The 24,075-nt window shown below is 73.4% G+C and carries 22 protein-coding genes; 11 read left to right on the top strand and 11 right to left on the bottom strand.

Annotation, left to right across the window (positions count from 1 at the left end; all coding sequences use genetic code 11):
* Nucleotides 1-3 precede the first annotated feature (3 nt).
* The 6 genes from OHL10_RS13255 (at nucleotide 4) to OHL10_RS13230 (ending at nucleotide 5,723) form a co-directional block, all read left to right on the top strand.
* Entirely contained in the window at nucleotides 4-939 is a 936-nt protein-coding gene (locus OHL10_RS13255) for a carbohydrate ABC transporter permease (protein WP_265522698.1), read from the top strand.
* Between the two features lie 11 nt (nucleotides 940-950).
* Nucleotides 951-1,865: a carbohydrate ABC transporter permease gene (locus tag OHL10_RS13250; RefSeq protein ID WP_265522697.1), complete on the top strand. Its 915-nt coding sequence runs from the start codon at nucleotides 951-953 to the stop codon at nucleotides 1,863-1,865.
* Between the two features lie 72 nt (nucleotides 1,866-1,937).
* Nucleotides 1,938-3,122, top strand: a complete 1,185-nt coding sequence (locus tag OHL10_RS13245; RefSeq protein ID WP_265522696.1) for a glycoside hydrolase family 1 protein — start codon at nucleotides 1,938-1,940, stop codon at nucleotides 3,120-3,122.
* Nucleotides 3,123-3,202: 80 nt separating this feature from the next.
* Nucleotides 3,203-4,342 (top strand): DUF2330 domain-containing protein, encoded by a 1,140-nt coding sequence (locus OHL10_RS13240; RefSeq protein ID WP_265522695.1) that lies wholly within the window; start codon nucleotides 3,203-3,205, stop codon nucleotides 4,340-4,342.
* Nucleotides 4,343-4,510: 168 nt separating this feature from the next.
* Nucleotides 4,511-4,990, top strand: a complete 480-nt coding sequence (locus OHL10_RS13235; RefSeq protein WP_265522694.1) for a hypothetical protein — start codon at nucleotides 4,511-4,513, stop codon at nucleotides 4,988-4,990.
* A gap of 124 nt (nucleotides 4,991-5,114) precedes the next feature.
* Nucleotides 5,115-5,723: an HdeD family acid-resistance protein gene (locus tag OHL10_RS13230; RefSeq protein WP_265522693.1), complete on the top strand. Its 609-nt coding sequence runs from the start codon at nucleotides 5,115-5,117 to the stop codon at nucleotides 5,721-5,723.
* Nucleotides 5,724-5,776: 53 nt separating this feature from the next.
* On the opposite strand, the gene hemL is transcribed toward OHL10_RS13230, so the two are convergent.
* The 6 genes from hemL to hemE form a co-directional block, all read right to left on the bottom strand.
* Nucleotides 5,777-7,123, bottom strand: a complete 1,347-nt coding sequence (gene hemL, locus OHL10_RS13225; RefSeq protein WP_265522871.1) for a glutamate-1-semialdehyde 2,1-aminomutase — start codon at nucleotides 7,121-7,123, stop codon at nucleotides 5,777-5,779.
* A 35-nt stretch (nucleotides 7,124-7,158) separates the two neighbouring features.
* Nucleotides 7,159-8,187 carry a porphobilinogen synthase gene (gene hemB / locus OHL10_RS13220; protein WP_265522692.1) on the bottom strand — a complete coding sequence of 343 codons (1,029 nt, stop codon included), beginning with the start codon at nucleotides 8,185-8,187 and terminating at the stop codon, nucleotides 7,159-7,161.
* The gene (locus OHL10_RS13215) at nucleotides 8,184-9,089 is read right to left on the bottom strand and encodes a uroporphyrinogen-III synthase (protein ID WP_265522691.1); all 906 of its coding nucleotides are present in this window, start codon (nucleotides 9,087-9,089) and stop codon (nucleotides 8,184-8,186) included. Before OHL10_RS13215 ends, hemB begins: the two co-directional genes overlap by 4 nt.
* The gene (gene hemC / locus OHL10_RS13210; protein WP_265522690.1) at nucleotides 9,086-10,156 is read right to left on the bottom strand and encodes a hydroxymethylbilane synthase; all 1,071 of its coding nucleotides are present in this window, start codon (nucleotides 10,154-10,156) and stop codon (nucleotides 9,086-9,088) included. Before hemC ends, OHL10_RS13215 begins: the two co-directional genes overlap by 4 nt.
* A 94-nt stretch (nucleotides 10,157-10,250) precedes the next feature.
* Nucleotides 10,251-11,789 (bottom strand): protoporphyrinogen/coproporphyrinogen oxidase, encoded by a 1,539-nt coding sequence (locus OHL10_RS13205; RefSeq protein WP_265522689.1) that lies wholly within the window; start codon nucleotides 11,787-11,789, stop codon nucleotides 10,251-10,253.
* The gene (gene hemE / locus OHL10_RS13200) at nucleotides 11,786-12,784 is read right to left on the bottom strand and encodes a uroporphyrinogen decarboxylase (protein WP_425499012.1); all 999 of its coding nucleotides are present in this window, start codon (nucleotides 12,782-12,784) and stop codon (nucleotides 11,786-11,788) included. The genes OHL10_RS13205 and hemE overlap by 4 nt, the downstream gene beginning before the upstream one ends.
* A 145-nt stretch (nucleotides 12,785-12,929) precedes the next feature.
* On the opposite strand from hemE, the gene OHL10_RS13195 reads away from it, so the two are divergent.
* From OHL10_RS13195 to OHL10_RS13180, 4 genes are all read left to right on the top strand, one after another.
* Nucleotides 12,930-14,339 carry a glutamyl-tRNA reductase gene (locus OHL10_RS13195; RefSeq protein ID WP_265522687.1) on the top strand — a complete coding sequence of 470 codons (1,410 nt, stop codon included), beginning with the start codon at nucleotides 12,930-12,932 and terminating at the stop codon, nucleotides 14,337-14,339.
* A 9-nt stretch (nucleotides 14,340-14,348) separates the two neighbouring features.
* Nucleotides 14,349-15,284: a Ppx/GppA phosphatase family protein gene (locus tag OHL10_RS13190; RefSeq protein WP_322645560.1), complete on the top strand. Its 936-nt coding sequence runs from the start codon at nucleotides 14,349-14,351 to the stop codon at nucleotides 15,282-15,284.
* Between the two features lie 85 nt (nucleotides 15,285-15,369).
* Nucleotides 15,370-15,711, top strand: a complete 342-nt coding sequence (locus tag OHL10_RS13185; protein ID WP_265522686.1) for a PadR family transcriptional regulator — start codon at nucleotides 15,370-15,372, stop codon at nucleotides 15,709-15,711.
* Nucleotides 15,708-16,421 (top strand): HAAS signaling domain-containing protein, encoded by a 714-nt coding sequence (locus OHL10_RS13180; RefSeq protein ID WP_265522685.1) that lies wholly within the window; start codon nucleotides 15,708-15,710, stop codon nucleotides 16,419-16,421. Before OHL10_RS13185 ends, OHL10_RS13180 begins: the two co-directional genes overlap by 4 nt.
* Before the next feature lie 7 nt (nucleotides 16,422-16,428).
* On the opposite strand, the gene OHL10_RS13175 is transcribed toward OHL10_RS13180, so the two are convergent.
* Both OHL10_RS13175 and OHL10_RS13170 read right to left on the bottom strand, forming a co-directional pair.
* Nucleotides 16,429-17,814: a CoA transferase gene (locus OHL10_RS13175; RefSeq protein ID WP_265522684.1), complete on the bottom strand. Its 1,386-nt coding sequence runs from the start codon at nucleotides 17,812-17,814 to the stop codon at nucleotides 16,429-16,431.
* A gap of 31 nt (nucleotides 17,815-17,845) precedes the next feature.
* Nucleotides 17,846-18,286 (bottom strand): NUDIX hydrolase, encoded by a 441-nt coding sequence (locus OHL10_RS13170; protein ID WP_265522683.1) that lies wholly within the window; start codon nucleotides 18,284-18,286, stop codon nucleotides 17,846-17,848.
* A 196-nt stretch (nucleotides 18,287-18,482) separates the two neighbouring features.
* Between OHL10_RS13170 and OHL10_RS13165 the strand changes: the two genes are divergently transcribed.
* On the top strand, nucleotides 18,483-20,228 hold the full coding sequence (locus OHL10_RS13165) for an SH3 domain-containing protein (protein ID WP_265522682.1): 1,746 nt from the start codon (nucleotides 18,483-18,485) through the stop codon (nucleotides 20,226-20,228).
* Nucleotides 20,229-20,324: 96 nt separating this feature from the next.
* Here the strand turns inward: OHL10_RS13165 and OHL10_RS13160 are convergent, their stop codons facing one another.
* From OHL10_RS13160 to OHL10_RS13145, 3 genes are all read right to left on the bottom strand, one after another.
* Nucleotides 20,325-21,278, bottom strand: a complete 954-nt coding sequence (locus OHL10_RS13160) for an NmrA/HSCARG family protein (RefSeq protein ID WP_265522681.1) — start codon at nucleotides 21,276-21,278, stop codon at nucleotides 20,325-20,327.
* Between the two features lie 62 nt (nucleotides 21,279-21,340).
* Nucleotides 21,341-21,829: a MarR family winged helix-turn-helix transcriptional regulator gene (locus OHL10_RS13155; RefSeq protein WP_265522680.1), complete on the bottom strand. Its 489-nt coding sequence runs from the start codon at nucleotides 21,827-21,829 to the stop codon at nucleotides 21,341-21,343.
* 405 nt (nucleotides 21,830-22,234) lie between these two features.
* A complete protein-coding gene (locus OHL10_RS13145; RefSeq protein WP_265522679.1) occupies nucleotides 22,235-23,866 on the bottom strand; it encodes a glycoside hydrolase family 10-like protein in 1,632 nt (543 codons plus the stop codon).
* Nucleotides 23,867-24,075: the final 209 nt, after the last annotated feature.

Genomic DNA, 24,075 nt, shown 5'->3' with positions numbered 1-24,075 from the left:
CCCATGGCGACCCCGGTCATCGACGGCTCGCGCCGCACACCCGTGCGGCGCGAGCCGGGCGCCCGACGCCGACGCCGCGGGTGGGCCGCATGGGGCTTCGCGCTCCCGTTCACGGTGCTCTTCGCCGTCTTCCTCGTGCTGCCGGTGGTCTCGTCGCTGTACATGTCCTTCACGGACATGCGCGGCGCCGACCTGCGCGACCCGCTCGCCGTGGAGTTCGTCGGGTTCGACAACTTCGCCACCGTCCTCGCCGACGACAAGTTCCGCCAGGCGATCGGCAACACCATCTACTTCGTCGGTGTGGCGATGCCCCTCACGCTGGCGCTTGCGCTCTTCCTCGCGGCCCTCCTGAACTCGGGTCTCGTCTGGTTCCGGTCCGTGTTCCGGGTGGGCTTCTACGCTCCGTTCGTCACGTCGATCGTGGCGGTGGCCGTCGTCTGGCGGTTCCTGCTCCAGCCGGAGTTCGGCGCCGTCAACTCGATGCTGGGCCTCGTCGGGATCGACGGGCCGAACTGGCTCACCGACACGACGTGGGCGATGCCCGCCCTGATCGTCATGGCGACCTGGCGCAACGTCGGGTACTACGTGATCATCCTGCTCGCCGGCCTGCAGGGGATCCCGCGGGACCTCTACGAGGCGGCGTCGCTCGACGGGGCCGGCGCGGTCAAGAAGTTCCGCTCGATCACCGTGCCGCTGCTGCGGCCGACGCTCCTGTTCTGCGCCGTGATCATGGGTATCGGCTACCTGCAGTTCTTCGAGGAGCCGTTCGTCATGACGCAGGGTGGCCCGCTGGGCGCGACGACGTCGGTCGCCTACGAGATCTTCAACCAGTTCGGTTTCGGCAAGTACGGCGTCGCGGCCGCGATGAGCTACCTGCTGTTCATCGCCATCGTCGTCCTGTCCCTCGTCCAGTTCCGCCTGCTGCGGTCCAAGGCCTGAAGGAGCCCGCCATGACGACACCTCTCGCCGCACCCGGGACCGCCGCACCGGTCGTCCCCGACGGTTCGCCGCCGCGTCACGGCCGCGGCCGTCGACGCCTCACCGGTCGTCTCACCGGGAAGGCGGCCCTGCTCAACCTCGCCCTGTTCGTCGGCCTCGCCGCCTCCATCGGCCCGCTCCTGTGGATGGTGACGTCCTCCGTCAAGCCCGAGGGGGAGATCCGCCAGTTCCCGCCGACGTTGCTCCCCGACGAGGTCACCTTCTCGAACTACACCGACCTGTTCTCGCGGCTGAACTTCCCGCAGTTCTTCTGGAACTCCACCGTGGTGGCCGTCGTGGTCACTGCCGGCGCGGTCCTGTTCAGCGCGATGGTGGGGTACGCGCTGGCGAAGATCGACTTCCCGGGGCGCAAGCTCCTGTTCGGGCTCGTCCTCGCGACGCTCATGGTCCCGGGGGTGGTCACGTTCGTGCCGCTGTTCGTCCTCGTGGCGAACCTCGGCCTCATCAACACCTACGCGGCGCTGATCCTGCCGTTCCTCGCGGCCCCGTTCGGTGTCTTCCTCATGCGCCAGTTCATGATGGACGTCCCCGACGAGCTGCTCGACGCCGCGCGAGTGGACGGCGCGGGGGAGTTCCGGACGTTCTTCCGGATCGTGCTCCCGCAGACGCGGCCGGCGCTCGCGACCCTCGCGATCCTCACCTTCCTCGGCTCGTGGAACAACTTCCTCTGGCCGCTGGTGGCCGCGCAGTCCGCGGACATGTACACGCTCCCGGTCGCGCTGGCGCTGTACACGACGGGGCAGAACACCGTCCGCTACGGCCTGATGGTCGCGGGCGCGACCGTCGTCGTCGCCCCGATCCTCGCCGTCTTCCTCGCCCTGCAGCGCCACATCGTCCAGGGCGTGGCCACCACCGGCCTGAAGTGACCACCGGCCCGACGTGACCACCGGCCGACGTCGCCATCGACCAGACCCACGACCCATCCAAGGAGCCTCGCCGTGTCCCACGACCTCACCCTGCCCACCGGGCCCGACTTCCTCTGGGGCGCCTCGACGGCGGCCCACCAGATCGAGGGAGGGAACGTCAACAGCGACTGGTGGGTCAAGGAGCACGCGCCCGGCTCGCTGTGCGCGGAGAGCTCCGGCGACGCCGTCGACAGCTATCACCGGTACCCGCAGGACGTGCGGCTCCTCGCGGACGCGGGCCTGAACGCCTACCGGTTCTCGATCGAGTGGGCGCGCATCGAGCCCGCCGAGGGGGAGGTGTCGAGGGCCCAGCTCGCGCACTACCGCCGCATGATCGACACGTGCCTCGAGGCCGGCGTGACGCCGGTGGTCACGCTGATGCACTTCACGTTGCCCCGCTGGTTCGCGGAGCGCGGCGGATGGCTGTCCGACGGCGCCACGGACACGTTCGCCCGGTACGTCGAGACCGCCACGACGATCCTCGACGACGTCGACCACGTCGTGACCATCAACGAGCCCAACATCACGTCGATGATGCTGGGCGCGGACCGGCGCGCGAACCTCGATGCCGGCGGGCTCGCCGCCCCCGACCAGGAGGCGTCCGACGCCCAGACGAAGGCACACCGCCGCGCCGTCGAGATCCTGCGCGGGCTCGGGCACGTCCGTGCCGGGTGGACGATCGCCAACCAGGTCTTCCAGGCCGCGCCCGGCGCGGAGGCCGAGCGGGACGCGTACGCGTACCCGCGCGAGGACTACTTCCTCGAGGTCTCGCGCGACGACGACTTCGTGGGCGTGCAGAGCTACCTGCGCACCATCATCGGCCCTGACGGTCCCGTGCCGTTCGGCGACGACGTCGAGCGCACCCTCACCGGGTGGGAGTACTACCCGCAGGCGCTCGGCGAGGCGCTGGAGTACACCCATCGCCTCACGGGCGGCGTCCCGATGATCGTCACCGAGAACGGTATGGCCACCGCGGACGACTCGCGCCGCATCGACTACACGCGCGGTGCGCTCGAAGGCATGGCGCGTGCGATGAGGTCCGGCTGCCGCGTCGACGGGTACCTGCACTGGTCGTTGCTCGACAACTTCGAGTGGATGAGCGGGTTCGCCCCGACGTTCGGCCTGATCGCGGTCGACCGCACCACGTTCGAGCGCACGCCGAAGCAGAGCCTCGCCTGGCTCGGGCAGGTCGCCAGGACGGGCGCACTGCCCGCCTGACGACGGCACGCGGGTCACGGAGACGTCACGATTCCGGGCTCGCCGGGCGCCGGGTCCGGCCCCGACCTAACCTGCCGGACATGGGGACACGACGGGGCGTCGCGGCGCGGCGGTGGGCCAGGGCGGCCCTCGTGGCCCTCGCGCTCGCCACCGGTGCCGTCGCCGTCGCCCCGGCCGCGAGCGCGTGCGCGTGCGGCGGTTTCGTCGAGACGCCGGGCCATGACACGGCCATCACGGCGGAGACCGCCGTCCTCCAGTGGGACGGCAGCACGCAGACGATCCTCCTCGAGCTCGCGGGGCTCTCGACCGCGCCCGAGGTGGGACTCCTGCTGCCGACGCCGGCGCCGGCGGAGGTCGAGCTCGGGGACCCGCAGACCTTCGTGGAGCTCGACGAGCTCACCCGCCCCCAGCCGGTCGTCGTCGGCTACCGCTGGTGGCCGCGGCTCGGCTTCGGGGACGACGGGGTCGCGGGCGGCGCACCCGGTGCGGTCGAGGTCCACGACCAGGTGCGCCTCGGCCCGCTCGACGTCACGACCCTCTCGGCGAGCGACACCGATGCCCTGGACGCGTGGCTGGAGGAGAACGGGTTCGTCCTGCCCGACGGGTTCGGCGGGGCGATCGCGCCGTACGTCGACGAGGGCTGGGCGTTCGTCGCCGCCCGGATCGCGCCGGAGGAGGAGGGGTTCGACGGCGCCCTGCAGCCGCTGCGGGTGACGTTCCCGACCGAGGAGCTCGTCTACCCGATGCGGATGTCCGCGGTCGCGACCGAGACGCAGCGCGTCCGCACCTACGTCCTGGGTGACCAGCGCGTCGACCGCGCGGACCCGACCGCGGAGGCCACGGCGCCCGAGGTCAGGTTCGCGGGGCGCGTGGACCCGGCGAGCGTCACGACCCCCGAGCTCGCGGCGCTGCTGCGCGCGGGCGACTACGTCACGTCGCACGAGCAGACGTTCACGTCGCCCGACGAGGAGGTGCTCTCCGACTTCGTCTTCGCACCCTCCGACGGCCCGGACGTCGCCCGCACCTACACGATGGTGGCGGACCGGCGCATCGGCGCCTTCTACGCCGGCCCGGTGCTCGCGTTCGGCGGGTTCCTGCTCCTCGCGGTCGTCGTGGTCGTGGTCGCGCACCGGCACCTCACCCGCGACCGAGCCCGCCGGGCGCGCCTGCGCGCGGAGGCTGCGGCGCAGACCGGGTCGCCCGCGCGCGCACGGGTCTGACGCGCGACCCCGCGGGCCACGCGGCCCGCCCGTGCGGAGCGGCGCGTCGGGTGATGACACCTGTCACCGGTCGGCCGTGCACCACGCACCCACCCTGGTGAGGGTCCGCACTACCCGCGGGCGGAGTGCGACGGCAGTGTGGAGGGACGACCACACGAGAGGCTCGCCATGAACGACATCATCACCACCCTGCAGGACTTCACCCTCGACCTACCGCCCCTCCTGCGCTGGGTCGGCATCCTCCTCGCCGGGATGATCCCCTACGTCGAGGCGGAGGGCGGTGCCATCCTCGGCATCGTCGCGGGGGTCGACCCGTTCGTCGCGATCCCCGCCGCCATCGTGGGCAACGCCATCGCGCTCGCCGTCGTCGTGTGGGTGATCAGCGCGGCGCGCACGCGCCTCTCCCGCAACCGGGCGGTGGAGACCGACCCCAAGCGCCAGCGGATGCGCCGGGTCTTCGACCGGTACGGCGTCCCCGGCGTCAGCCTGCTCGGCCCGCTCCTCCTCCCGAGCCACGTCACCGCTGCGGCGATGGTCGGCTTCGGCGCTCCCCGCCGGAGCGTGTTCGTCTGGGGAGTCGTCGCCGTCTCGCTGTGGGCCGTGCTGTTCGGCGTGCTCGCGCACCTCGGGGTCCAGGCGCTGTCCTGATCCCGCCGGTGGACGCGACATGAGCGTCACCTGGGTGTTCTATGGGAAGTGAAGCGGGAGGCGAGCGGGGCCGCCAGGGCGGGGACCGACGTCGGACCCGATGGCACGACGCCGGGAGCAACCGATGGCAGCGCAGAACCCGATGCAGAACCCGATCTTGTCCACCTTCGCCACGACCGCACGGCAGGTCTGGTACTGGCCGGTGATCCGCGGTGTCATCGCGATCATCTTCGGCATCATCGCGCTCGTGGCGCCGATCGACACGGCTGTCGCGCTCGCCGTGGTGATCGGGATCTTCGCGATCATCGACGGCATCGTCGAGATCGTCGACGGGATCCGCTATCGCGACCACGGCGGGGTCGCGCTCCGGGTGACGATCGGTGTCCTCACGCTGATCTTCGGCATCGTCGTGCTCGCGTGGCCGGGCATCACGATCGCCGTGCTCGTCTACACCGTGGCGATCTGGTCGATCGTCGTGGGCCTCTTCCAGGTCGTGGTGAGCATCGGGCTGCGCTCGGTCCCGGGCAGCGGGTGGGGTTGGGGTGTGCTCGCCGGCGTGCTGGGGATCGCGTTCGGTGTCCTGGTGCTCGTCAACGTCGGCGCCGGTCTCGTCACGATCATCTGGATCATCGGCATCTACGCGATCGTGCTCGGTGTGGCGCTCGTCGTCCTCGGGTTCTCGCTCCGCAGCCTCGGCAAGAAGGCGGCCGCCGCGACCGAGACGCCCAGGTAGAACCCCGGTCGCCCAGGTAGAACCCCAGGGGTTCTACCTGGGCGACCGGTGTTCTATCTCGCGGGGAGAGAGGCCGCGGCCGCGGCCTTCGCGCCCGCGGGGAGGGCCGCGAGGATGCGCTCGACCGCCGCGTCGTCGTGCGCGGCGCTGACGAACCACGCCTCGAACACCGACGGCGGCAGCGTCACGCCCGCGTCCAGCATCGCGTGGAAGAACGCCGTGTACCGGAAGGTGTCCTGCGCCTTGGCCTGCGCGTAGTCGTGGACGCCGTCGCGCTCGGCGGCGTCTCCGAAGAACACCGAGAAGAGGTTGCCCGCGCGCTGCAGGCGGTGCGGCACACCCTCCGCGGCGAGGGCGGCGCTCGCGGCGTCGCCCACCACCCGGGCGACGTGGTCCACCCGGGCGTACACGGCGTCGTCGGCGAGGTGCAGCGTCGTCAGGCCTGCGGCGACCGCGACGGGGTTCCCCGACAGGGTCCCCGCCTGGTACACCGGCCCGAGCGGCGCGAGCTGGTCCATGATCGCGGCCGGGCCGCCCAGCGCGGCGACCGGCATCCCGCCGCCGACGACCTTGCCGAACGTGAACAGGTCGGGGGTGTACCCCTGCCCGCCCGCCGCGTTCTCCAGACCCCACCAGCCGCTCGGGCCGACGCGGAAGCCCGTGAGCACCTCGTCCATGATCATCAGCGCGCCGTGCTCGCGGGTGAGGCGGCGCAGCCCGGCGTTGAAGCCCTCGTGCGGCGGGACGACGCCCATGTTCGCGGGGCTCGCCTCGGTGATGACGGCGGCGATCTCGGAGCCGCGCTCGGCGAACGTCCGCTCGACGGCCGGCAGGTCGTTGTAGGGCAGGACGAGCGTCTCGGCGGCGCTGGCCTCGGTCACCCCGGCCGACCCGGGCAGCGCGAGCGTCGCGACGCCCGACCCCGCCTCGGCGAGCAGCGCGTCGACGTGCCCGTGGTAGCAGCCGGCGAACTTCACGACGAGGCTGCGCCCGGTCACGCCGCGCGCGAGCCGGATCGCGGTCATCGTCGCCTCGGTGCCCGTGGACACCAGCCGGACGTGCTCGGCGGCGGGGACCCGACGGCGGATCTCCTCGGCGAGCTCGACCTCGCCGACGGTCGGCGCCCCGAAGGACAGCCCCCGCGTCGCCGCGTCCTGCACGGCGGCCACGACCTCGGGGTGGGCGTGGCCGAGCAGCGCGGGCCCCCAGGAGCAGACGAGGTCGACGTACTCGCGCCCGGCGACGTCCGTGACGTACGGGCCGCGGGCGCTCGCGACGAACGTCGGGTCGCCGCCGACCGAGCCGTACGCCCGCACGGGCGAGTTCACCCCACCGGGGATGGCGGTCTGCGCGCGCAGGAACGCCGTGTGGTTGTCGCCCGGGGTGCGGGCGGCCGCCAGTGCTGTCTCGGTGAGGCCGAGGCCTGCCGTGTCGGTCAAGAGATCCACTCCGCGATGTCGAGGGCCCAGTAGGTGAGGATGATGTCGGCGCCGGCCCGCTTGATGCCGAGCACGGACTCGAGGACGGCGCCGCGCCGGTCGATCCAGCCCTGCGCCGCGGCCGCCTCGATCATCGCGTACTCGCCCGACACCTGGTATGCCGCGACCGGCACGTCCGAGCGTTCGGCGACGGCGGCGAGGACGTCGAGGGAGGAGCCCGCGGGCTTGACCATGACCATGTCGGCGCCCTCGGCGAGGTCGAGGTCGGCCTCGCGCAGCCCTTCGCGGGCGTTCGCCGCGTCCATCTGGTACGTCCGGCGGTCGCCGCTCAGCGTCGAGTCCACGGCCTCGCGGAACGGCCCGTAGAACGCGCTCGCGTACTTCGCGCTGTAGGCGAGGATGCTCACGTCGTGGTGCCCGGCGTCGTCCAGCGCGTCGCGGATCGCCGCGACCTGGCCGTCCATCATGCCCGACGGCGCGACCACCTCCGCGCCCGCGTCAGCCTGCGTGAGGGCCATGGCCGTGTACCGCTCGAGCGTGGCGTCGTTGTCGACGCGGGTCAGGCCGTCCGGGCCGGGAGGGGTCAGCACACCGCAGTGGCCGTGGTCGGTGAACTCGTCGAGGCAGGTGTCGGCCATGACGACGGGGCCGGGCCGCTCGTCGCTGCGCAGGTCGGGCGACCGGGCGGCGTCGCGCGCGATCGTGATCGCCCGGTTGAGGATGCCGTCCTCGGCGTCGGCCTGGCTCCCGGTCGCGTCCCGCTCCGTGGGGATGCCGAAGAGCATGACGCCGCCGATCCCGGCGACGGCCGCGGCGCGGACCGCGTCGGGGAGGGTGTCGAGCGTGTGCTGCACGACACCCGGCATCGACGAGATCGGGTGCGGCTCGTCCAGGCCCTCCTTGACGAACAGCGGCAGGACGAGGTCCGCCGGGTGCAGCCGGGTCTCGGCGACGAGCCGCCGCATGCGCGCGGTGGTGCGCAGCCGGCGAGGACGGTACGGGGTGTAGCGCGGGGCGCTGCTCACGTGGGGTCTCCTGCGTCGTCGGGTCGGTCGGGTGGGCTGGTCGGGTCCGCGCCGGCGAGGGCGCTGAGCACCGCTGCCGCGAGCGCGTCGTCGGTCGCCGCGGCGGCGACGGCGTCGAGCCGGAGCCCGGCGGCGCGCGCGGCACGGGCGGTCGGTTCGCCGATCGCGACGCCGGCGACGGCCGGGTCGGGGCCGAGCTGGCGGGCGACCTCCCGTGCGACGGAGCCGGACGTCAGCACCACGGCGTGGATCGTGCCGGACCGCCAGGAGCGCACGACGGCCTCGGGGAGGTCGTGGGCGACCGTGCGGTAGACGGTCACGACGTGCGGGGCGTAGCCGAGCTCGGCCAGCCCTTCGGCCATGGTCGGTGCTGCGAGGTCGCCCTGCGGGACGAGCACGAGCGGCGCGTCAGTGCTGCCGGGCGCACCGGACGAGGTCGGCCCGCCGGCCTCGCCGAGCTCGCCGAACGCGGCGAGCAGGCCGCGCGCGGAGTTCTCTCGCGGCTCCAGCGCGACCTGGACGCCCTGGGCCTCGAGCGCCCGCCGGGTCGCCGGCCCGACGGCGGCCCATCGCACGCCGTCGGCGGTGTCGGGGGGCGCGAGGGGGACGCCGAGCCGTGCCGCGGCGTCGCGCAGCTCGTCGATCGCGTTGACGCTCGTGACGACGACCCACGCGAACGCGCCGTCGGCCAGGGCCTGGACGGCGGCGTCGACCGGTGCGGTGTTCGTGATGGGCGCGCGCTCGATCGCCGGGGCGAGCACGACCCGGGCTCCTTGTGCCCGCAGCAGGCCGGCGAGGCGGGCGCCGCGGTCGGCGGGCCGGGGGACGAGGACGGTCCGACGGTCGAGCGGACGCGCGGGGACCGGGTGGCGGGCCGGGTCCCGCAGGCGTCCGGGCGTCACCGGGGGTCCCCGCGGTACCCGCCGTCGCGCAGCGTGGTGCGCGCGGTCTCGATCGCGTCGCCGACACCTTCGGTGCTCTCGGGGGTCGTGTCGGGTGCGGTGCCCGGGCCGGTGGCCCGCAGCGGCGCGAGCGCGCCGGCGCCGTCGGCCAGCAGCGCGTCGGCGACACGTCGCCCGAGGTCGTCCGCGACCTGGTCGAGCTCGTCGCGTCCCGCCCGCGACGGCAGGGTGGCGCGCGCGGAGTGGGTGAGCTGCTCGACCCCGTCGAGCCGTGCGACGACGGCGTACAGCGTGAGGACGTCGTCCTCGACCGTCGCGTGGGCGCCGACGGGCGCGGCGCACCCGGCCTCGAGCTGCGCGAGGAGCGCGCGCTCGGCGCCGACGGCGAGCCGGGTGGGCAGGTGGTCGAGGGCGTCGAGCGCCTCGGCGAGCGCCGTGTCGTCGAGGGAGGCGGTGCGCACCTCGACCGCGAGAGCTCCCTGGCCCGGTGCCGGTGCCATGACGCGCACGTCGATGACCTCGGTGACCGCGTCGAGCAGACCGAGCCGCGCGAGGCCCGCGTGGGCGAGGACGACGGCGTCGAGGTCGGCGTCGGGGCCCTGGGCGCGGGCGAGCCGGGTGCCGACGTTGCCGCGGATGTCGACGACGTCGAGGTCGGGCCGCACGCCGCGGAGCTGCGCCGCGCGGCGGGGCGAGCCGGTGCCGACCTTCGCCCCGCGGGGGAGCGTCGCGATGGTCCACCCCTCGCGGGCGCACAGGGCGTCGCGCGGGTTCTCCCGCTCGGGCGTGACGATCGTCAGTCCGGGGTGGGGTGTGGTCGGCAGGTCCTTGAGAGAGTGCACGGCGACGTCGCAGCGGTCGGCGAGCAGGGCGTCGCGCAGCGCGGTGACGAAGACGCCGGTGCCGCCCATGGAGGAGAGCGAGCCGGTGCGGACGTCGCCCTCGGTGCGTACGCGGACGAGCTCGGTGGTGCGGCCGGTCAGCTCGTCGAGCCGCCGGGCGACGAGTCCCGTCTGCGTCGTCGCGAGGGCGCTGCCCCGGGTCCCCACACGAATGCTCTCGGTCATGCTCACCGTCCCAGTCTCTCGCGCGGGCAGGAATTGTCGAAATGTCGGCGGGTGACGTCGTCGTGACAAATAGTCAGGACGACGCGACATTGTGTCAGGACGAGAGTCCGGGTGTTCTCGGACGGTCCGCCGCGTGCATTTTCCGGGGGTCCGCGGGGTCCGGCTCGCCACCCGCACCGGTGGCGATCGTCCGGGCGCACTCCTGCGCGTGCCCGACGATCGCGGCGAGCCCGGTCCCGGCGACCCACCCACCGGCCACGCCCAGTCCGGGGGTCGCACCGACGCGCTCGACGAACGCGGCGACCTCGCGCCGGTAGGCCGGGGTCGGGGGCGGCAGGGAGCCGTTCCACCGGGTCGACAGGTGGTCGAGCACCCGGCCGTCGAGGTCGGTGCCGAGCAGGCGCGAGGCGTCGGACGTCACGAGCGCGAGGTCCGGCTCGACGCCCACCTGGCCCATCCGCCCGTAGCTCAGCCGCACCACGTGGTGCCCCGGCCCGACGGCGGTGCGCAGCCGGTCGGCCAGCCAGGGCCATTTTGCCGTGGAGTGGGTGAGCGCCTTGGCGGTCACGTCCTCCCGTGCCCGGACGTGCGCCGAGCCCTGCTCCGACCAGCTCCGCCGGGCCGGCGCGACGAGCAGGCCGCTCCCGCGCGGCGCGGAGTCGAGCGCGGGGGCGTCCAGCAGGAGCGTGACCAGGCGGATGTCGGCGCCCGGCTCCGGGTCGGGCACCGGGTCCGTGGCGCTCCCGACGAGCGGTGTGAGGAGGTCGACGACGGCCGGGGTCGCTGCGACGACGCGTGGCGCTCGCAGCGCGAGCGGCGGGCCGTTCGCGTCCGTGCCGGGCGGCGCCTGCACGCTCACGAGCCACCCGTCGGAGGTCCGTTCCAGCCCGACCACCTCGTGGCCCGTGCGGATCTCCCCGGCCGGGCCGCCGGCGTCGGGCGACGTGACGGCCGCGGCGAGGGCCTCGACGAGGCGGTGCATCCCGCCGTCGATGCCGCGGACGGCGGAGCCGGCGGGCGCGAGCGCGCGCAGCGACGCCACGGCCTGCGAGAGCGACCCCTCGCGCTCGTAGGCGGCGCGCAGCCCGGGGGCGACGGCGTCCACGTCGAGCCGGTCGAGGGGCGCGGAGTGCACGCCGGTCGCCACGGGCGCCACGAGACGCTCGGTCACGCGCCGCCCGACGCGCGAGCGGGCGAACGTCTCGAACGTCTGCGTGTCGACCCACGAGCGGGGTGCGACCCGGTCGAGCGCGGCCCGCAGCACACCGGGGACGCCCACCGCCCGCAGCACGTCGCGGTCCCAGGGGCTCGCGGGGATGCCCAGCACGCCGGCGCGCGGCAGGGGGAACGACCGCCCGTCGGCGTGCGCCCACGCGCTCAGCGGGGCGGGCTGCACGACGTCGAGCCCCAGCTCCGCGGCCAGCTCGCCGACTGCGCTGCCGCGGGCCGCGAAGGACTCGGCGCCGACGTCCAGCGAAAGTCCGGGCAGCGCGGTGAACGCGTCGCCCCGGACCGGCCCGCCGACGGCGTCCGACGCCTCGAACACCACGACGGCGAGCCCGGCGCGGCGCAGGGTGTGCGCGACCGTCAGGCCGGCGACGCCGGCCCCCACGACGATCGCGTCGGGGGTCATGACCGGACCGAGTGGATCAGCTCGACGACGCGCGTCAGGACGGTCGGGTCCGTGTCGGGCGGGACGCCGTGGCCGAGGTTCGCGACGTGCGCGGGAGCCGCGGTCCCGCGGTGCAGGACGTCGCGCACGTGCGCCTCGAGCGCGCGGTCGCCCGCCGCGAGCAGGGCCGGGTCGATGTTGCCCTGCAGCGGGGTCGTGCCCCCGAGGAGCCGGCTCGCCTCGTCGAGCGGGGTGCGGTAGTCGACGCCCACGACGGGGTGCGTGATCCCGGCGGCGGTGACGGCCTCCAGCATGGCGGGCAGCAGGTGGCCCGTGCCGGTCCCGAAGTGGATGGCGGGGACGTCGAGGTCTGCGACGTGGGCGAGGGCGCGGGTGCTCGCGCCCTGCGCACCGCCGAGGTAGTCCGCCAGGGACAGGCTGCCGGCCCAGGAGTCGAAGAGCTGGGCCGCGCTCGCCCCGGCGAGCACCTGCGCGCGCAGGAACGTGCCCGTGAGGTCAGCGGCCCACTCCACGAGCCGTGCCCACGAGTCGGGGTCGGCGTGCATGAGGGCGCGGGCGGCGAGGTGGTCCCGCGACGGGCGGCCCTCCACGAGGTAGGCCGCGAGGGTGAACGGGGCGCCCGCGAAGCCGATGAGCGGCGTGCTGCCGAGGGCGTCGACCGTCATGGCGACGGCCTCGGTGATCGGCGCGAGGGCGTCGGGGGTGAGCTCGCGGTCCACCAGGCGCGCCACGTCGTCGGGCGTGCGGTAGGCCTGGCCCATGACCGGGCCCACGCCGGGCGCGATCTCCACCTCGACGCCCGCCAGGCGCAGCGGGACGACGATGTCGGAGAAGAAGATCCCCGCGTCCACGCCGTGCCGGCGCACGGGCTGCAGCGTGATCTCGGAGGCCATGTCGGGGCGCAGGCACGAGTCGAGCATCGTCGTGCCCTCGCGCAGCGCCCGGTACTCGGGCAGCGAGCGGCCCGCCTGGCGCATGAACCACACCGGTGTCATTTCCGGGCGCTCACCGCGCAATGCACGCACGAGGGGAGAAGTCGTCGTGCGACCGTCGATCAGCGGGTGGGACGAGGAAAAGGCGACGGAATTCACAACAACCGATTCTGCCCCGCGCGTACCGGAATGATTAAATCGAACCACTGTGGTTCTCCTCTCCATGACAGCCAGCCACCACGAGCTGGACCTCGACACGCTCGAGCGGCTCTCCAGCGGAGCCGGCTCGCTCGGCAGGTCTGCCGTCGGTGCCTGCGACGCCATCACCGGTGCCGTCGTCGTCGCGACGTGCAACCGGTTCGAGGTGTACCTGGACCTCGACGCCCCCGTCGAGAGCGCCGGGGTCCAGCATGCCGTGCGCCACCTCGCGGGGCTCGTCGCGGACGCCTCCGGCGTCGACAGCGCCGTCGCGGAGGCCTCGTTCCGCACCCGGTCCGGCACCGAGGTCGCCGAGCACCTGTTCGCCGTCGCGTCCGGGCTCGACTCCATGGTCGTGGGGGAGCGGGAGATCGCCGGGCAGGTCAAGCGCGCGCTCGAGGGCGCCCGCAGCGAGGGCACCACGTCCAAGACCCTCGAGCTGCTCTTCCAGACCGCGTCGCGCACGTCCAAGCGGGTCAGCAACGAGACGTCGCTCGGCGGTGCGGGCCGCTCGGTCGTCGCTCTCGGGCTCGACCTCGCGGGCGCCGAGCTGCCGCCGTGGCGCCAGGTCCGGGTCGTGCTCATCGGCACGGGCTCCTACGCCGGTGCCAGCCTTGCCGCGCTGCGCAGCCGTGGGTGCTTCGACGTGCGGGTCTACTCGCAGTCCGGCCGCGCCGAGATCTTCGCCGACTCGCACGGCGTCGAGCCGGTGGACGACCTCGCCGTGGCGCTCGAGGACGCCGACCTCGTCGTCTCGTGCAGCGGTGCGCGGGGCCGCGCGGGCGCCGGGGTCGCACGCGGGCACCAGCCGAGCACGGACGCGGCTGGGCCTGCCGGCGAGACGGCTGACGAGAGCATCGGGCACGTCCTGGACGTCGCGGCGCTCGTGCGGGCGCGCACGCGTGCTGCCGAGGCCGCGGGCGACGCCGAGCCCGGTCGGCCCATGGTGGTCCTCGACCTCGCGCTGCACCGTGACGTCGACCCGCGGGTCGCCGACGTCGAGGGGGTCCTCCTCTACGACCTCGCGACGCTCAAGGCCCACTCGCCCGCGCTGGGCTCGGTCGTCGTCGCGCAGGCGCGCCGCATCGTGGACGGCGCCGCCGAGGCGTTCGAGGGCACACGCCTCGGGCGCACGGCCGACGCCGCCGTCGTGGCGCTGCTCGACGAGGCCGAGGTGCGCATCGGCGACGAGGTCGCCCACCACGTCGCCGCGGCACGCGCCGCGGGTCGGGTCCTTCTGGAGGACGAGGTCGCCGAGCTCTCGCGGACGGCCCGCCGCCGCGTGCACGCCGAGCTGCACACCCGGATCGTCGAGGCGCGGGCGGAGGCCCTCGCCGCGTCCCAGGCCGAGCTGGCGGCCGTCGTCGCGGGCGCTGAGGCCGCCGTGTACGAGGCCGAGTCGGAGTCTGCCGGGCGGTAGCGTGTCGGCGTGACCGCAACGCTGCGCCTGGGTGTCCTGGACATCGGCTCGAACACCGTCCACCTCGCCGTCGTCGACGCCGCGCCCGGCGCGCGACCGATCCCTGCCGCCGGTGCGCGCACCGTCGTGCGCATCATGCGGTACCTGCAGCCGGACGGCTCGTTGTCCGACGAGGGTGTCGCGGCGATGCTCGCTGCGGTCGACGACGCCGTGCGCCTCGCACGCGAGTCCCACGTCGACGAGATCCTCCCGATGGCGACCTCCGCCCTGCGCGAGGCGACGAACGGCCCGCAGGTGCTCGCGGCGATCGCCGACCGGATCGGGCAGCCGGTGCGTGTGCTGTCGGGCGAGGACGAGTCGCGGCTGACGTTCCTCGCCGCCCGGCGCTGGCACGGGTGGGCGGCCGGTCGGCTGCTCGTGCTCGACATCGGCGGCGGGTCGCTCGAGATCGCGACCGGCCTCGACGAGGAGCCCGAGCTCGCGGTGTCCGTCCCGCTCGGCGCGGGGCGCATGACGATGGACTTCCTGGCGCAGGACCCGCCACCGACCGGCGACCTCGACGCGCTGCGCGAGCACGTGCGCTCCACGCTCGAGGGCACGGTGCGGGCGTTCAAGGAGCTGCCGCGGCCCGACCACGCCGTCGCGACGTCGAAGACGTTCCGCTCCCTCGCGCGGCTCGCGGGCATGCAGGTCGAGGTCGTCGGTCCTGACGAGCGGTGGCGTATGCGCCGGTCGCAGCTCGCGGACTGGGTGCCGCGGCTCGCGCGCATCCCGGCGGAGGGCCGCACGGCGCTGCCGGGTGTGACGCCGGAGCGCACGTTCCAGATCGTCGCGGGCGGCATCGTGGCCGTCGAGACGATGAAGGCGCTCGGGGTCGACGAGGTGGAGATCTGCCCCTGGGCGCTGCGCGAGGGCGCGATCCTGCGCCGCCTCGACCACATCTGACGGACCGGTCGGCCCGGCAGGCTCCTGCGTCGGGCCGACCCCAGGCCACTGCCCGGACGCGGTCTGTTCTGCTATCGTGTGTCGCATGGTACCTGGTGACGAGGGCATCCTCACGAACCTCCGACGAGGAGCGCTCGAGTACTGCGTGCTCGCGCTCCTGGCTGACGGCGAGTGGTACGGCCTCGACATCGCCCGGCGGCTGGGTGCCGACGGCATCCTGCTCGGCGGCGAGGGCACGCTCTACCCGCTCCTCGCCCGCCTCCGCAAGGGCGGGCTCGTCGAGACGCAGTGGCGCGAGTCCGCCACCGGGCCGCCCCGCCGGTACTACGCGCTGACCGACGCGGGCCGCCGCGCCCTCGACGCCTTCGCCCGCACCTGGGCGCCCTTCCGTGACGCCGTCGACTCGACCCTGGGGAGCCACCGATGACCGACACCCGACCCGACCCGACCGGTAGCGCTGCCGGACCGCCGCCGGGCACCAGCCCTGCGACGCACGCCGTCGACGCCTACCTCGACGAGCTCGCCCGCATGCTCGCCCACGCCGACCCCGTGGAGCGGGCCGACGTGCTCGGCGGCGTGCGGGAGCACGTCGACGCCCGGCTCGCCGAGCTCGGACGGCCGCCCACCGAGGCTGACGTCACCGCCGTCCTCACCGCGCTCGGACCGCCCGAGCAGGTGGCGGGCGAGGCGTCCGCCGGCGCACCGGCGCCGTTCGCGCCGCGACGCAAGCGGCCGGGCACCCTGACCGGGACCTGGGTCCCGCTCGTCACGACGCTCGCCCTGTTCCTCGGGTTCCTCGGCTCGGCGCTCGTCCTGCCGTGGGTCGTGTGGCTCGTGGGGGCCGTCCTGCTCGGCGTCTCCACCCTGTGGACGGTCCGGGAGAAGGTGCTCGGCATCGGCCTGAGTCTCGTGGCCGGGATCGGGCTCATCGCACTCCTGGCGGCATCGCTCCTGGTGGCGGAGGTGTGCACCACCATCGGAGTCGAGGGAGGCGAGACGACGACCACCTGCGAGGGCACCACACCGGTCGACGGCATCGTGCTCGTCGCGATCATCGGCGCGGTGGTCGTCGCGGCCGGTGTCACGCTCGTCGTGCTCCTGCGCCGCGGCCACGCCCGGGCACAGGCCCTGGCCTGACGCCCCCTCAGCGCCAGCGGGCCTCGTCCGCGCCCCAGGGTCCGGCCACGGTGCCGTAGTCGTCGTGCTCGACGACGGCCGGCCGGGCCGTCGTGAGGACCTGCTCGCGGCCGTCGAGCGGCACCCGGTGCTCGACGACGGTCCTCGGCCCGGGCGCGACGGGCGCCGCGTGCGCGGGATCACGCCCGGCGGCGTCGAGGAGCCAGGCGCCCGTCCGGGCGAGGGTCACCGCGACGTCGCGGCCCCGGCCGTCGAGCGCCCGCGCCGTCAGCGCGTCGGTCACGGCGGCTGCGAGGAGGTAGCCGCTCGCGTGGTCGAGGGCCTGCGCGGGCAGGGCGCCCGGACGTTCACCGTCGGGGCTCTCGACGAGCGCGACGCCCGAGGCCGCCTGCACGATCGAGTCGAACCCTCGCCGCCCGCCCCAGGGCCCGTCGCCCCAGGCGCTGACCCGGGCCAGCACGCACGCGGCCGGCGGGCGCAGGCCCAGCGACTCGACGGAGCCCGGGCGGTACCCCGTGACGAGGACGTCGGCGCGGTCCAGCAGCTCCTGCGCACGCCCGTGGTCCGCGGGGGTGCGCAGGTCGAGGAGGGTCGAGCGCTTGCCCTGGCCGGTGTCGCGGTGCTGGAGCTCGATCTCCAACAGGTGCGGCGGGTCGACCCGCAGGACGTCCGCCCCGAGCCGGGCGAGCGCGCGCGTCGCGACCGGTCCCGCGATCACCCGCGTCAGGTCGAGCACGCGCACCCCCGTCAGCGGCGCGGTCCCGCCGAGGAGCGGCACCGGTCCACCACCGGCCCTACCGCCGGTGCGGACGCGCCATCGCACCAGCGGGCCCGACGCCGCGGCCCGGCCCGGCGCCGACCTTCGCCACTCGTCCTCGGTGCGGACCCGGACGGCTACGGCGCCGCGGGCCGCCGCGGCGTCCTCCACGTCCTGGGCCGACCACCGCCCGAGGTGCGCGACGAGCTGGTCGCTGGTCGCGCCGTCGGGCAGGCCGAGGGCGTCGAGGAGGCGGGTGCGATGGTGCGGGTAGTTGGCGTGCGTGCGCACCCAGCCGTCCCGCGTGCGGAAGAAGCCCGACATCGGGGCGAAGCCGTCCACGGGCTCGCCGCCGACCCGCAGCAGCCGGTCGCCGGCGAACGCCGCCGCGACCCGCTCGGGGTCGAGCACGGCTCGCGGCGCGACGTCCGTGGTGCGCCCACGGGCGGGTGCTGCCGCGGCCCGCGCGCGAGCCGTCGCGGTCTCGAGCGCCGCGACCGAACCGAGGGCGAGCCCGAGGACGGGGAGCGTCGCGGCGAGCAGCCCCGGGGGAGCGGGCGCGACGCGGGGGAGCGGCGTGCGCGCGGCGCCGGTGGCGTCCTCGTACTCCGCGAGCAGCGACGGCCAGGCGTCCATGGCACGACGCTACGTGACCGCCGGTGCCGCGTCAGGCCGTCAGGACCGGGGCCAGCCGTTCCAGGACGATCCGGCCGGCGGGCGGGACCAGGTCGGCATCGGCGGCGGTGAGCCACGCCAGCTCCGCGATCTCCGCGTGCGGAGCGGGCTCCGGCGACGAGGGCTCCGGGTCGGCGTACAGGCAGTGCATGCGCACCAGGCGCCCACCGAGCCCGTGCCCGGGGGCCTCCGCGACGAAGCCGGGGCGGACCGTCGTCGGGTCCAGGAGGACACCCAGCTCTTCGCGGATCTCCCGGACGAGGGCCTGCGCGTCGCTCTCGCCGTCCTCGACCTTGCCGCCCGGCATGAAGAACCGGTCCTTACCGGTGCTGCGCACGGTGAGCAGGCGCCCGTCCCGGACGTTCACCCAGCCCACGGTCCGCAACGGGTCGAGCAGAGGCAGGTCGCGAGGGTGAGGTACCGGGTGGTTCACGAGGCTGATCCTGCCATGTCGGACTGGCGCTCAACCGGAGGAATGTGCGTTCGGCGCGCGCAGAACCCGAATGGCTCTTATGGTGCAACGGGGGCCTGATGTCCAGTCGACACGCCGTGGCGAATGCAGGTTCCTCTCGGTGTGGCCTCCAGGGGGACGGTCGCGGCCGGGGCAGCTCAGCCTAGGGGTGGTCACCATGCAGAACAGCTCTCGAACCGTCGTCCGGACACGCCTCGTGGCGATCATCACCGCGATGCTGCTCGCGATGGTCCCCGTGCTCGTGGGGCCCGCGACCTCCGCGACCGCCGCCGGCACCAAGGTCGTGGCACCGCTGCCGTCGAAGTCGTACTCCATCTCGTCCTACTACGGACCGCGGTGCATGCCCATCGCCGGTGCCTCCACGAGTCACCTCGGGCAGGACATGGGCGCGGCATCCGGTACGCGGATCAACGCGATCGCGTCCGGCACGGTGATCCGCGCGGGAGCAGCCGCCGGGCTGGGCCAGTGGGTCGTCATCAAGCACACGATCGACGGCAAGACCGTGTCCTCCCTCTACGGGCACGTCATCTCGGGCAGCAAGTACGTGCGCGTCGGGCAGACGGTCTCGGCCGGGCAGCGCATCGCCGACGTCGGGTCGACGGGGAACTCGACCGGACCGCACCTGCACCTCGAGATCTGGAACGGCACCTACGGATCCGGCGCGAAGGTGGCCGACCCGATCCCGTTCCTGCGAACCAAGGGCATCGACCTCGTGCAGTCCGCGACCCGGGCCGCACCGCGGGTGGTGCCGGCGTCGTGCACGTACTACCCGACGGCGAACACCAACCTGCGCTCGGGTGCGGGCACGGGCTACTCGTCCCTCGTGGTGGTCCCCAAGGGCTCCACCCTCACCGCGAAGCCCGGCGACGGGTCGGGCCAGTGGCGCAAGGTCACCTACGGGTCCCGCACCGGGTGGATGCTCGCGACCGCGATCAGCCCGAAGAAGCCTGCCGGTGCGACCCCGGTCAGCAAGCCCATCGGCACGCGCTACGTGACGGTCGACAACCTCAACCTGCGGGCCGGCGCGACATCGTCGTCCGCCTCGCTCGCGAAGCTGAAGCGGGGCACGGCTGTCTCGATGCTCGCCCAGCCCACCAACGGCTGGCTCAGTGTCAGCACCGGCGGCAGGACCGGGTACGTCTCCACCGCCTACTTGTCGACGACGAAGCCCGCGACCGCGAGCAAGCCGGCTCCGAAGCCGGCGGCGAAGAAGGTGTCGTACGTGACGGTGGCGAACCTCAACCTGCGGGCGAAGGCGACGACGGCCTCCACGTCGTTGGCGAAGCTCAAGCACGGTGCCGCGGTGACGCACGCGGGTACGGCGTCCAACGGATGGCTGAAGGTGACGGTGGGCGGGAAGACCGGGTTCGTCTCGACGTCGTACCTGTCGTCGAAGAAGCCCGCGGCCGCTCCCAAGCCCGCGCCCAAGCCGGCTCCGAAGCCGGCTCCGAAGCCCGCGGCGAAGAAGGTGTCGTACGTGACGGTGGCGAACCTCAACCTGCGGGCGAAGGCGACGACGGCCTCCACGTCGTTGGCGAAGCTCAAGCACGGTGCCGCGGTGACGCACGCGGGTACGGCGTCCAACGGATGGCTGAAGGTGACGGTGGGCGGGAAGACCGGGTTCGTCTCGACGTCGTACCTGTCGTCGAAGAAGCCCGCCGCGTCGTCGACCGCGAGCAAGCCGGCTCCGAAGCCGGCGGCGAAGAAGGTGTCGTACGTGACGGTGGCGAACCTCAACCTGCGGGCGAAGGCAACCACCGCGTCCACGTCGATGGCCAAGCTGGGGAAGGGCGCGACCGTAACCCATGCGGGCACGGCGTCCAACGGATGGCTGAAGGTGAGCGTGGGTGGCAAGACGGGGTTCGTCTCGACGGCCTACCTGTCCTCGACCAAGCCCCGGTGACATCGCCGCTCCCGTGACCGTGAGGGTGGTACCGCCGACGGGCGGCGCCACCCTCACGGGGTGAGCTCGGCTGGGCTCGGATGAGGTCCTCTGCGGTCAGAGGGCGGCCTTGAGCGCCTCGGCGTTCTCGGTCGCCCAGGTGCGGAAGTCCTTCAGCCCCGGGTGGAGCTCGCGGATCTGGTCCAGGTCGCGCGCGCCCGTGAACTCCTGGTCGAAGTCGCCGTAGTACTGGAACATGTTCCCGATCTCGTCGGCCGCGGGGATGTCGAGCCCGCGGAAGACGTCGTAGGGCACCGCCTGGAACCGCACCGGCTCGCCGATCGCCTCGCCGAGGATCTCGGCGTACCCGGCGCCCGTGAGGTGGTCGCCGGCCAGGCCGATGGTCTGGCCGACGTGCTGTGCTCCGCCGGTGAGGACGGCGTGGGCGGCGTGGCCGATGTCGTTCACGTCGATACCGGCGAGGAGCTTGCCGTCCTCGATCGGCAGGGACAGCGTGACCGTGCCGTCCTCGCCACGCTGAGGGCCGAGGCCCTGCAGGAAGCCCTGGTAGTAGAACGTCGTGTTCAGGAAGGTCGTGGGTACCCCGGCGTCGAGGAAGAGCGTGTTCCCCTCGCCCTTGGCGTCGAAGTGCGGCACGTTGTACGTGTCCTGGAGGACGGGCATGCGCTCGTCGTCCAGCGGCAGGAGCTCGCGCGTGTCTTCCAGGGTTGACCACACCACGTGGCGCAGCCCGGCGGACTGCGCGGCCGAGGCCAGGTTGTCGATCTCCTGCGTCTCGCGCTCCGCGGACGCGTGCGCCCAGAAGTTCGTGACGAGGAAAGCCCCGTAGGCGCCCTCGAGAGCCGTCCGGACGCTGTCCCGGTCGGCGAAGTCCGCCCGGACGACCTCCGCGCCCTGCTCGACGAGGGCGCGGGCGGCGGCCGAGTCAGGGTCCCGGGTCAGCGCGCGCACGGCGAACTGGCCGCTCGGGTCGGACAGGATCGCCCGGACGGTGCCACCTCCCTGCGCCCCGGTGGCACCTGCTACGGCGATGATCTTCTTGTCGTTCATGGGAGGACTCCTCAGATCGTGAGCCGGGCGAAGACCGCTCCGGCGGGGAAAGTGGTTCGGGGTCAGGCGGTGGGCTTGTGCTCCGGGTCGAGGTCGAGATGGTGGCGGAGCGCGGCGGCGATGTCGTCGACCTGCGCCAGCTGCTCCGGGGTCAGCGCGTCGATGAAGAGCTCCCTGATCGCGCGCAGGTGCGGGACCGAGCTGCTCCGGAACGCCTCCGCTCCGGAGTCGGTCAGCAGCACGTCGATGCCGTGGACGTCGTCGGGACAGGCTTCGCGGCGGACGAGCCCGCGCTTCTCCATCCGCCCCAGGTGGTGGGACAGGCGGCTGCGTTCCCACCCGACGAGTGCCGCGAGCGACGAGGAGCGCAGACTGTGCTGGTCCGCCTCGCTGAGCGCGAGCAGCACCTGGTAGTCACCCGGGGACAGGGACGACTCGCTCTGGAGCCGACCTGCCAGCCGGGTGCGCAGCACCTCGGAGGTCTCGATGAAGCTCCGCCAGACGCGCAGCTCGTCCCGTGTGGGCATCGCTCGTCGCTTCTGCTGAGTCATGGCATCTCCTGGGTCGTACGTCCTGTCGGATTGACGTGTCAACTCTAAGGGCAGGGGATTGACGTGTCAACCCCCTGGGCGGGCCTGGGCCTGGAGGGCCGGAGACGGCCCGGACGCCGTCGTCAGTGAACGACCGTGAGAAGTGCGCCGGCGAGAGCCCTGCCTCCGCGGCCACGCGCGCCACCGTGAGCGGCTCCGCGACGTCCCGGTCCATGAGGTCGTGCGCCCGGCGCAGGTGCCGCAGCGTTGCTCGGGTCGGTGACACCACCAGACCGTGGCGCCCCGCTGCCCATGCCGCCCACTCTGCCCCACAACGACCCTACGAGGCGCCGAACACGACCTTGCTGCCGTTCTGGACGCCAGAACGGCAGCAAGGTCGTGTTCGGCGCGGGGGTAGGCGGGGGGTTAGGGCGTCCAGCGGGGTCGGCTGGGTGCGGATTCGTTCCAGAGGCGGTCTAGCGCGGTCACGACGTACGTGTAGGAGCGCCCGTGCACCGCGGTGGGGTCGACGAAGTGCTGGACCACCCCGTTCCTCGCCCGCTGGGTGGCGAGAAGGTTGGCGGGGTTCTCCGTGTCCACGTGGTGTACCTGGCCGTCGGCGCGGTAGATCGCGAACGACGTCGCCGCCGACCGTCGGGGTCCGGCGTCGTTCCAGTGGACGCGGATCCCGTCGTCGTGCCGGGCGACCCGGGTGAGGGTCGGCGTGCGGACCGTGGTGCCGGGCAGGTGCGGCATCGCGGGCACCAGGGCCGGGTAGCGGTAGTGGTCGTCGCGCACGCGCGTCATCGAGCCCTGAGGGTCAGCCGGGATGTGCTTGGCCGAGAAGTACGCGTTGCCGTGCACTGGGTGCTCCTGCTCCTGGCAGAACGTCAGATGGTTCGAGAGCTCCGCCGGGTCGGTGAAGACGCCCGACGTCACCTTGTACAGCGCCTCACCGATGTAGAGCTGGGTGCCGGACTGCGCGGCGAGCTCCGCCCACCACGGGACGAGCTTCGCGTAGTCGGCGACAGCGAGCCCGAACTGCCAGTAGATCTGCGGGTTGATGTAGTCGAGCCAGCCCTCGAGGACCCACTTGCGCGTGTCCGCGAACTGCATGTCGTAGGACTGCGAGCCGCCGGTCTCCGAGCCCCGCGGGTCGGTCGACGCGTTGCGCCAGATGCCGAACGGGCTGATCCCGAACTTGACCCACGGCTTGGCCTCCTTGATGCGCGCGGAGATGCTGCGCACGAACTCGTCGACGTTGTGACGCCGCCAGTCGTCGATGCGGTCGAACCCGGCCCCGTGGGTCGCGAACGTCCCCTCGTCCGGGATGGTCTCGCCCGCGACCGCATAGGGGTAGAAGTAGTCGTCGAAGTGCACACCGTCGATGTCGTAGTTCTCGACGCTGTGCAGGATCGCGTTCTTGATGTGCTCCTGCGCCTCGGGCAGCCCCGGGTCGAAGTAGAGCTTGCCGCCGTACGCCCACACCCAGTCCGGGTGCTGACGTGCCGGGTGGTCCGGGACGAGCTGAGTCAGGTCCGACTGCATCGACACGCGGTACGGGTTGTACCAGGCATGGATCTCGAGGTTGCGCCGGTGCGACTCCTCGACGACGAAGCCCAGGGGGTCGTACCCGGGGTCCTGGCCCTGCGTGCCGGTGAGGTACTGCGACCAGGGTTCGTACGGGCTCGGCCAGAAGGCGTCCGCCGTCGGGCGGACCTGGACGAACACGGTGTTGAGCCGGAAGTCACGCGCGACGTCGAGCCAGTGCAGGAACTCGGCCTTCTGCTGGTCCGCGGACAGGCCGGACGCGGACGGCCAGTCGATGTTCACGACGCTGCTGATCCACATCGCGCGCAGGTCGCGCTTGCGGGGAATCGGGGTGCCCGACGTCGCGGCGTGGGTCGATCCGGCGAGTGCGGCCGCCGGGGTGAGGGAGCCGACCATCACGGACAGCGTGCTCGCGGCGACCGCGGCCGTGGCGAGCGTGAGGAACTGGCGTCGTCCGAGACCGGCCGGCGCCGGTGCGGGGGACGTGGGGGAGTTGTCGAGCGTCATTGCTGAGCCTCCGAGTCGTCGAGGTGTTCGGCAAATACTTTCACAGGTAACGAAGTCTGCAAAAGTTTCCACCACACCTCGCCACGACGAGGCCCAGGAAGCCGCCGAGAACGACCTTGCTGCCGTTCTCGACGTCAGAACGGCAGCAAGGTCGTGTTCGCCGACGGGGCTCGGCGGGGGGCGGGGCGGGGGGGGGGGGGGGGGGGGGG

The sequence above is a fragment of the Oerskovia flava genome (assembly GCF_026163685.1).
GTDB classification, from domain to species: domain Bacteria; phylum Actinomycetota; class Actinomycetes; order Actinomycetales; family Cellulomonadaceae; genus Oerskovia_A; species Oerskovia_A flava.
This window is presented reverse-complemented; position numbering and strand designations above follow the sequence as displayed.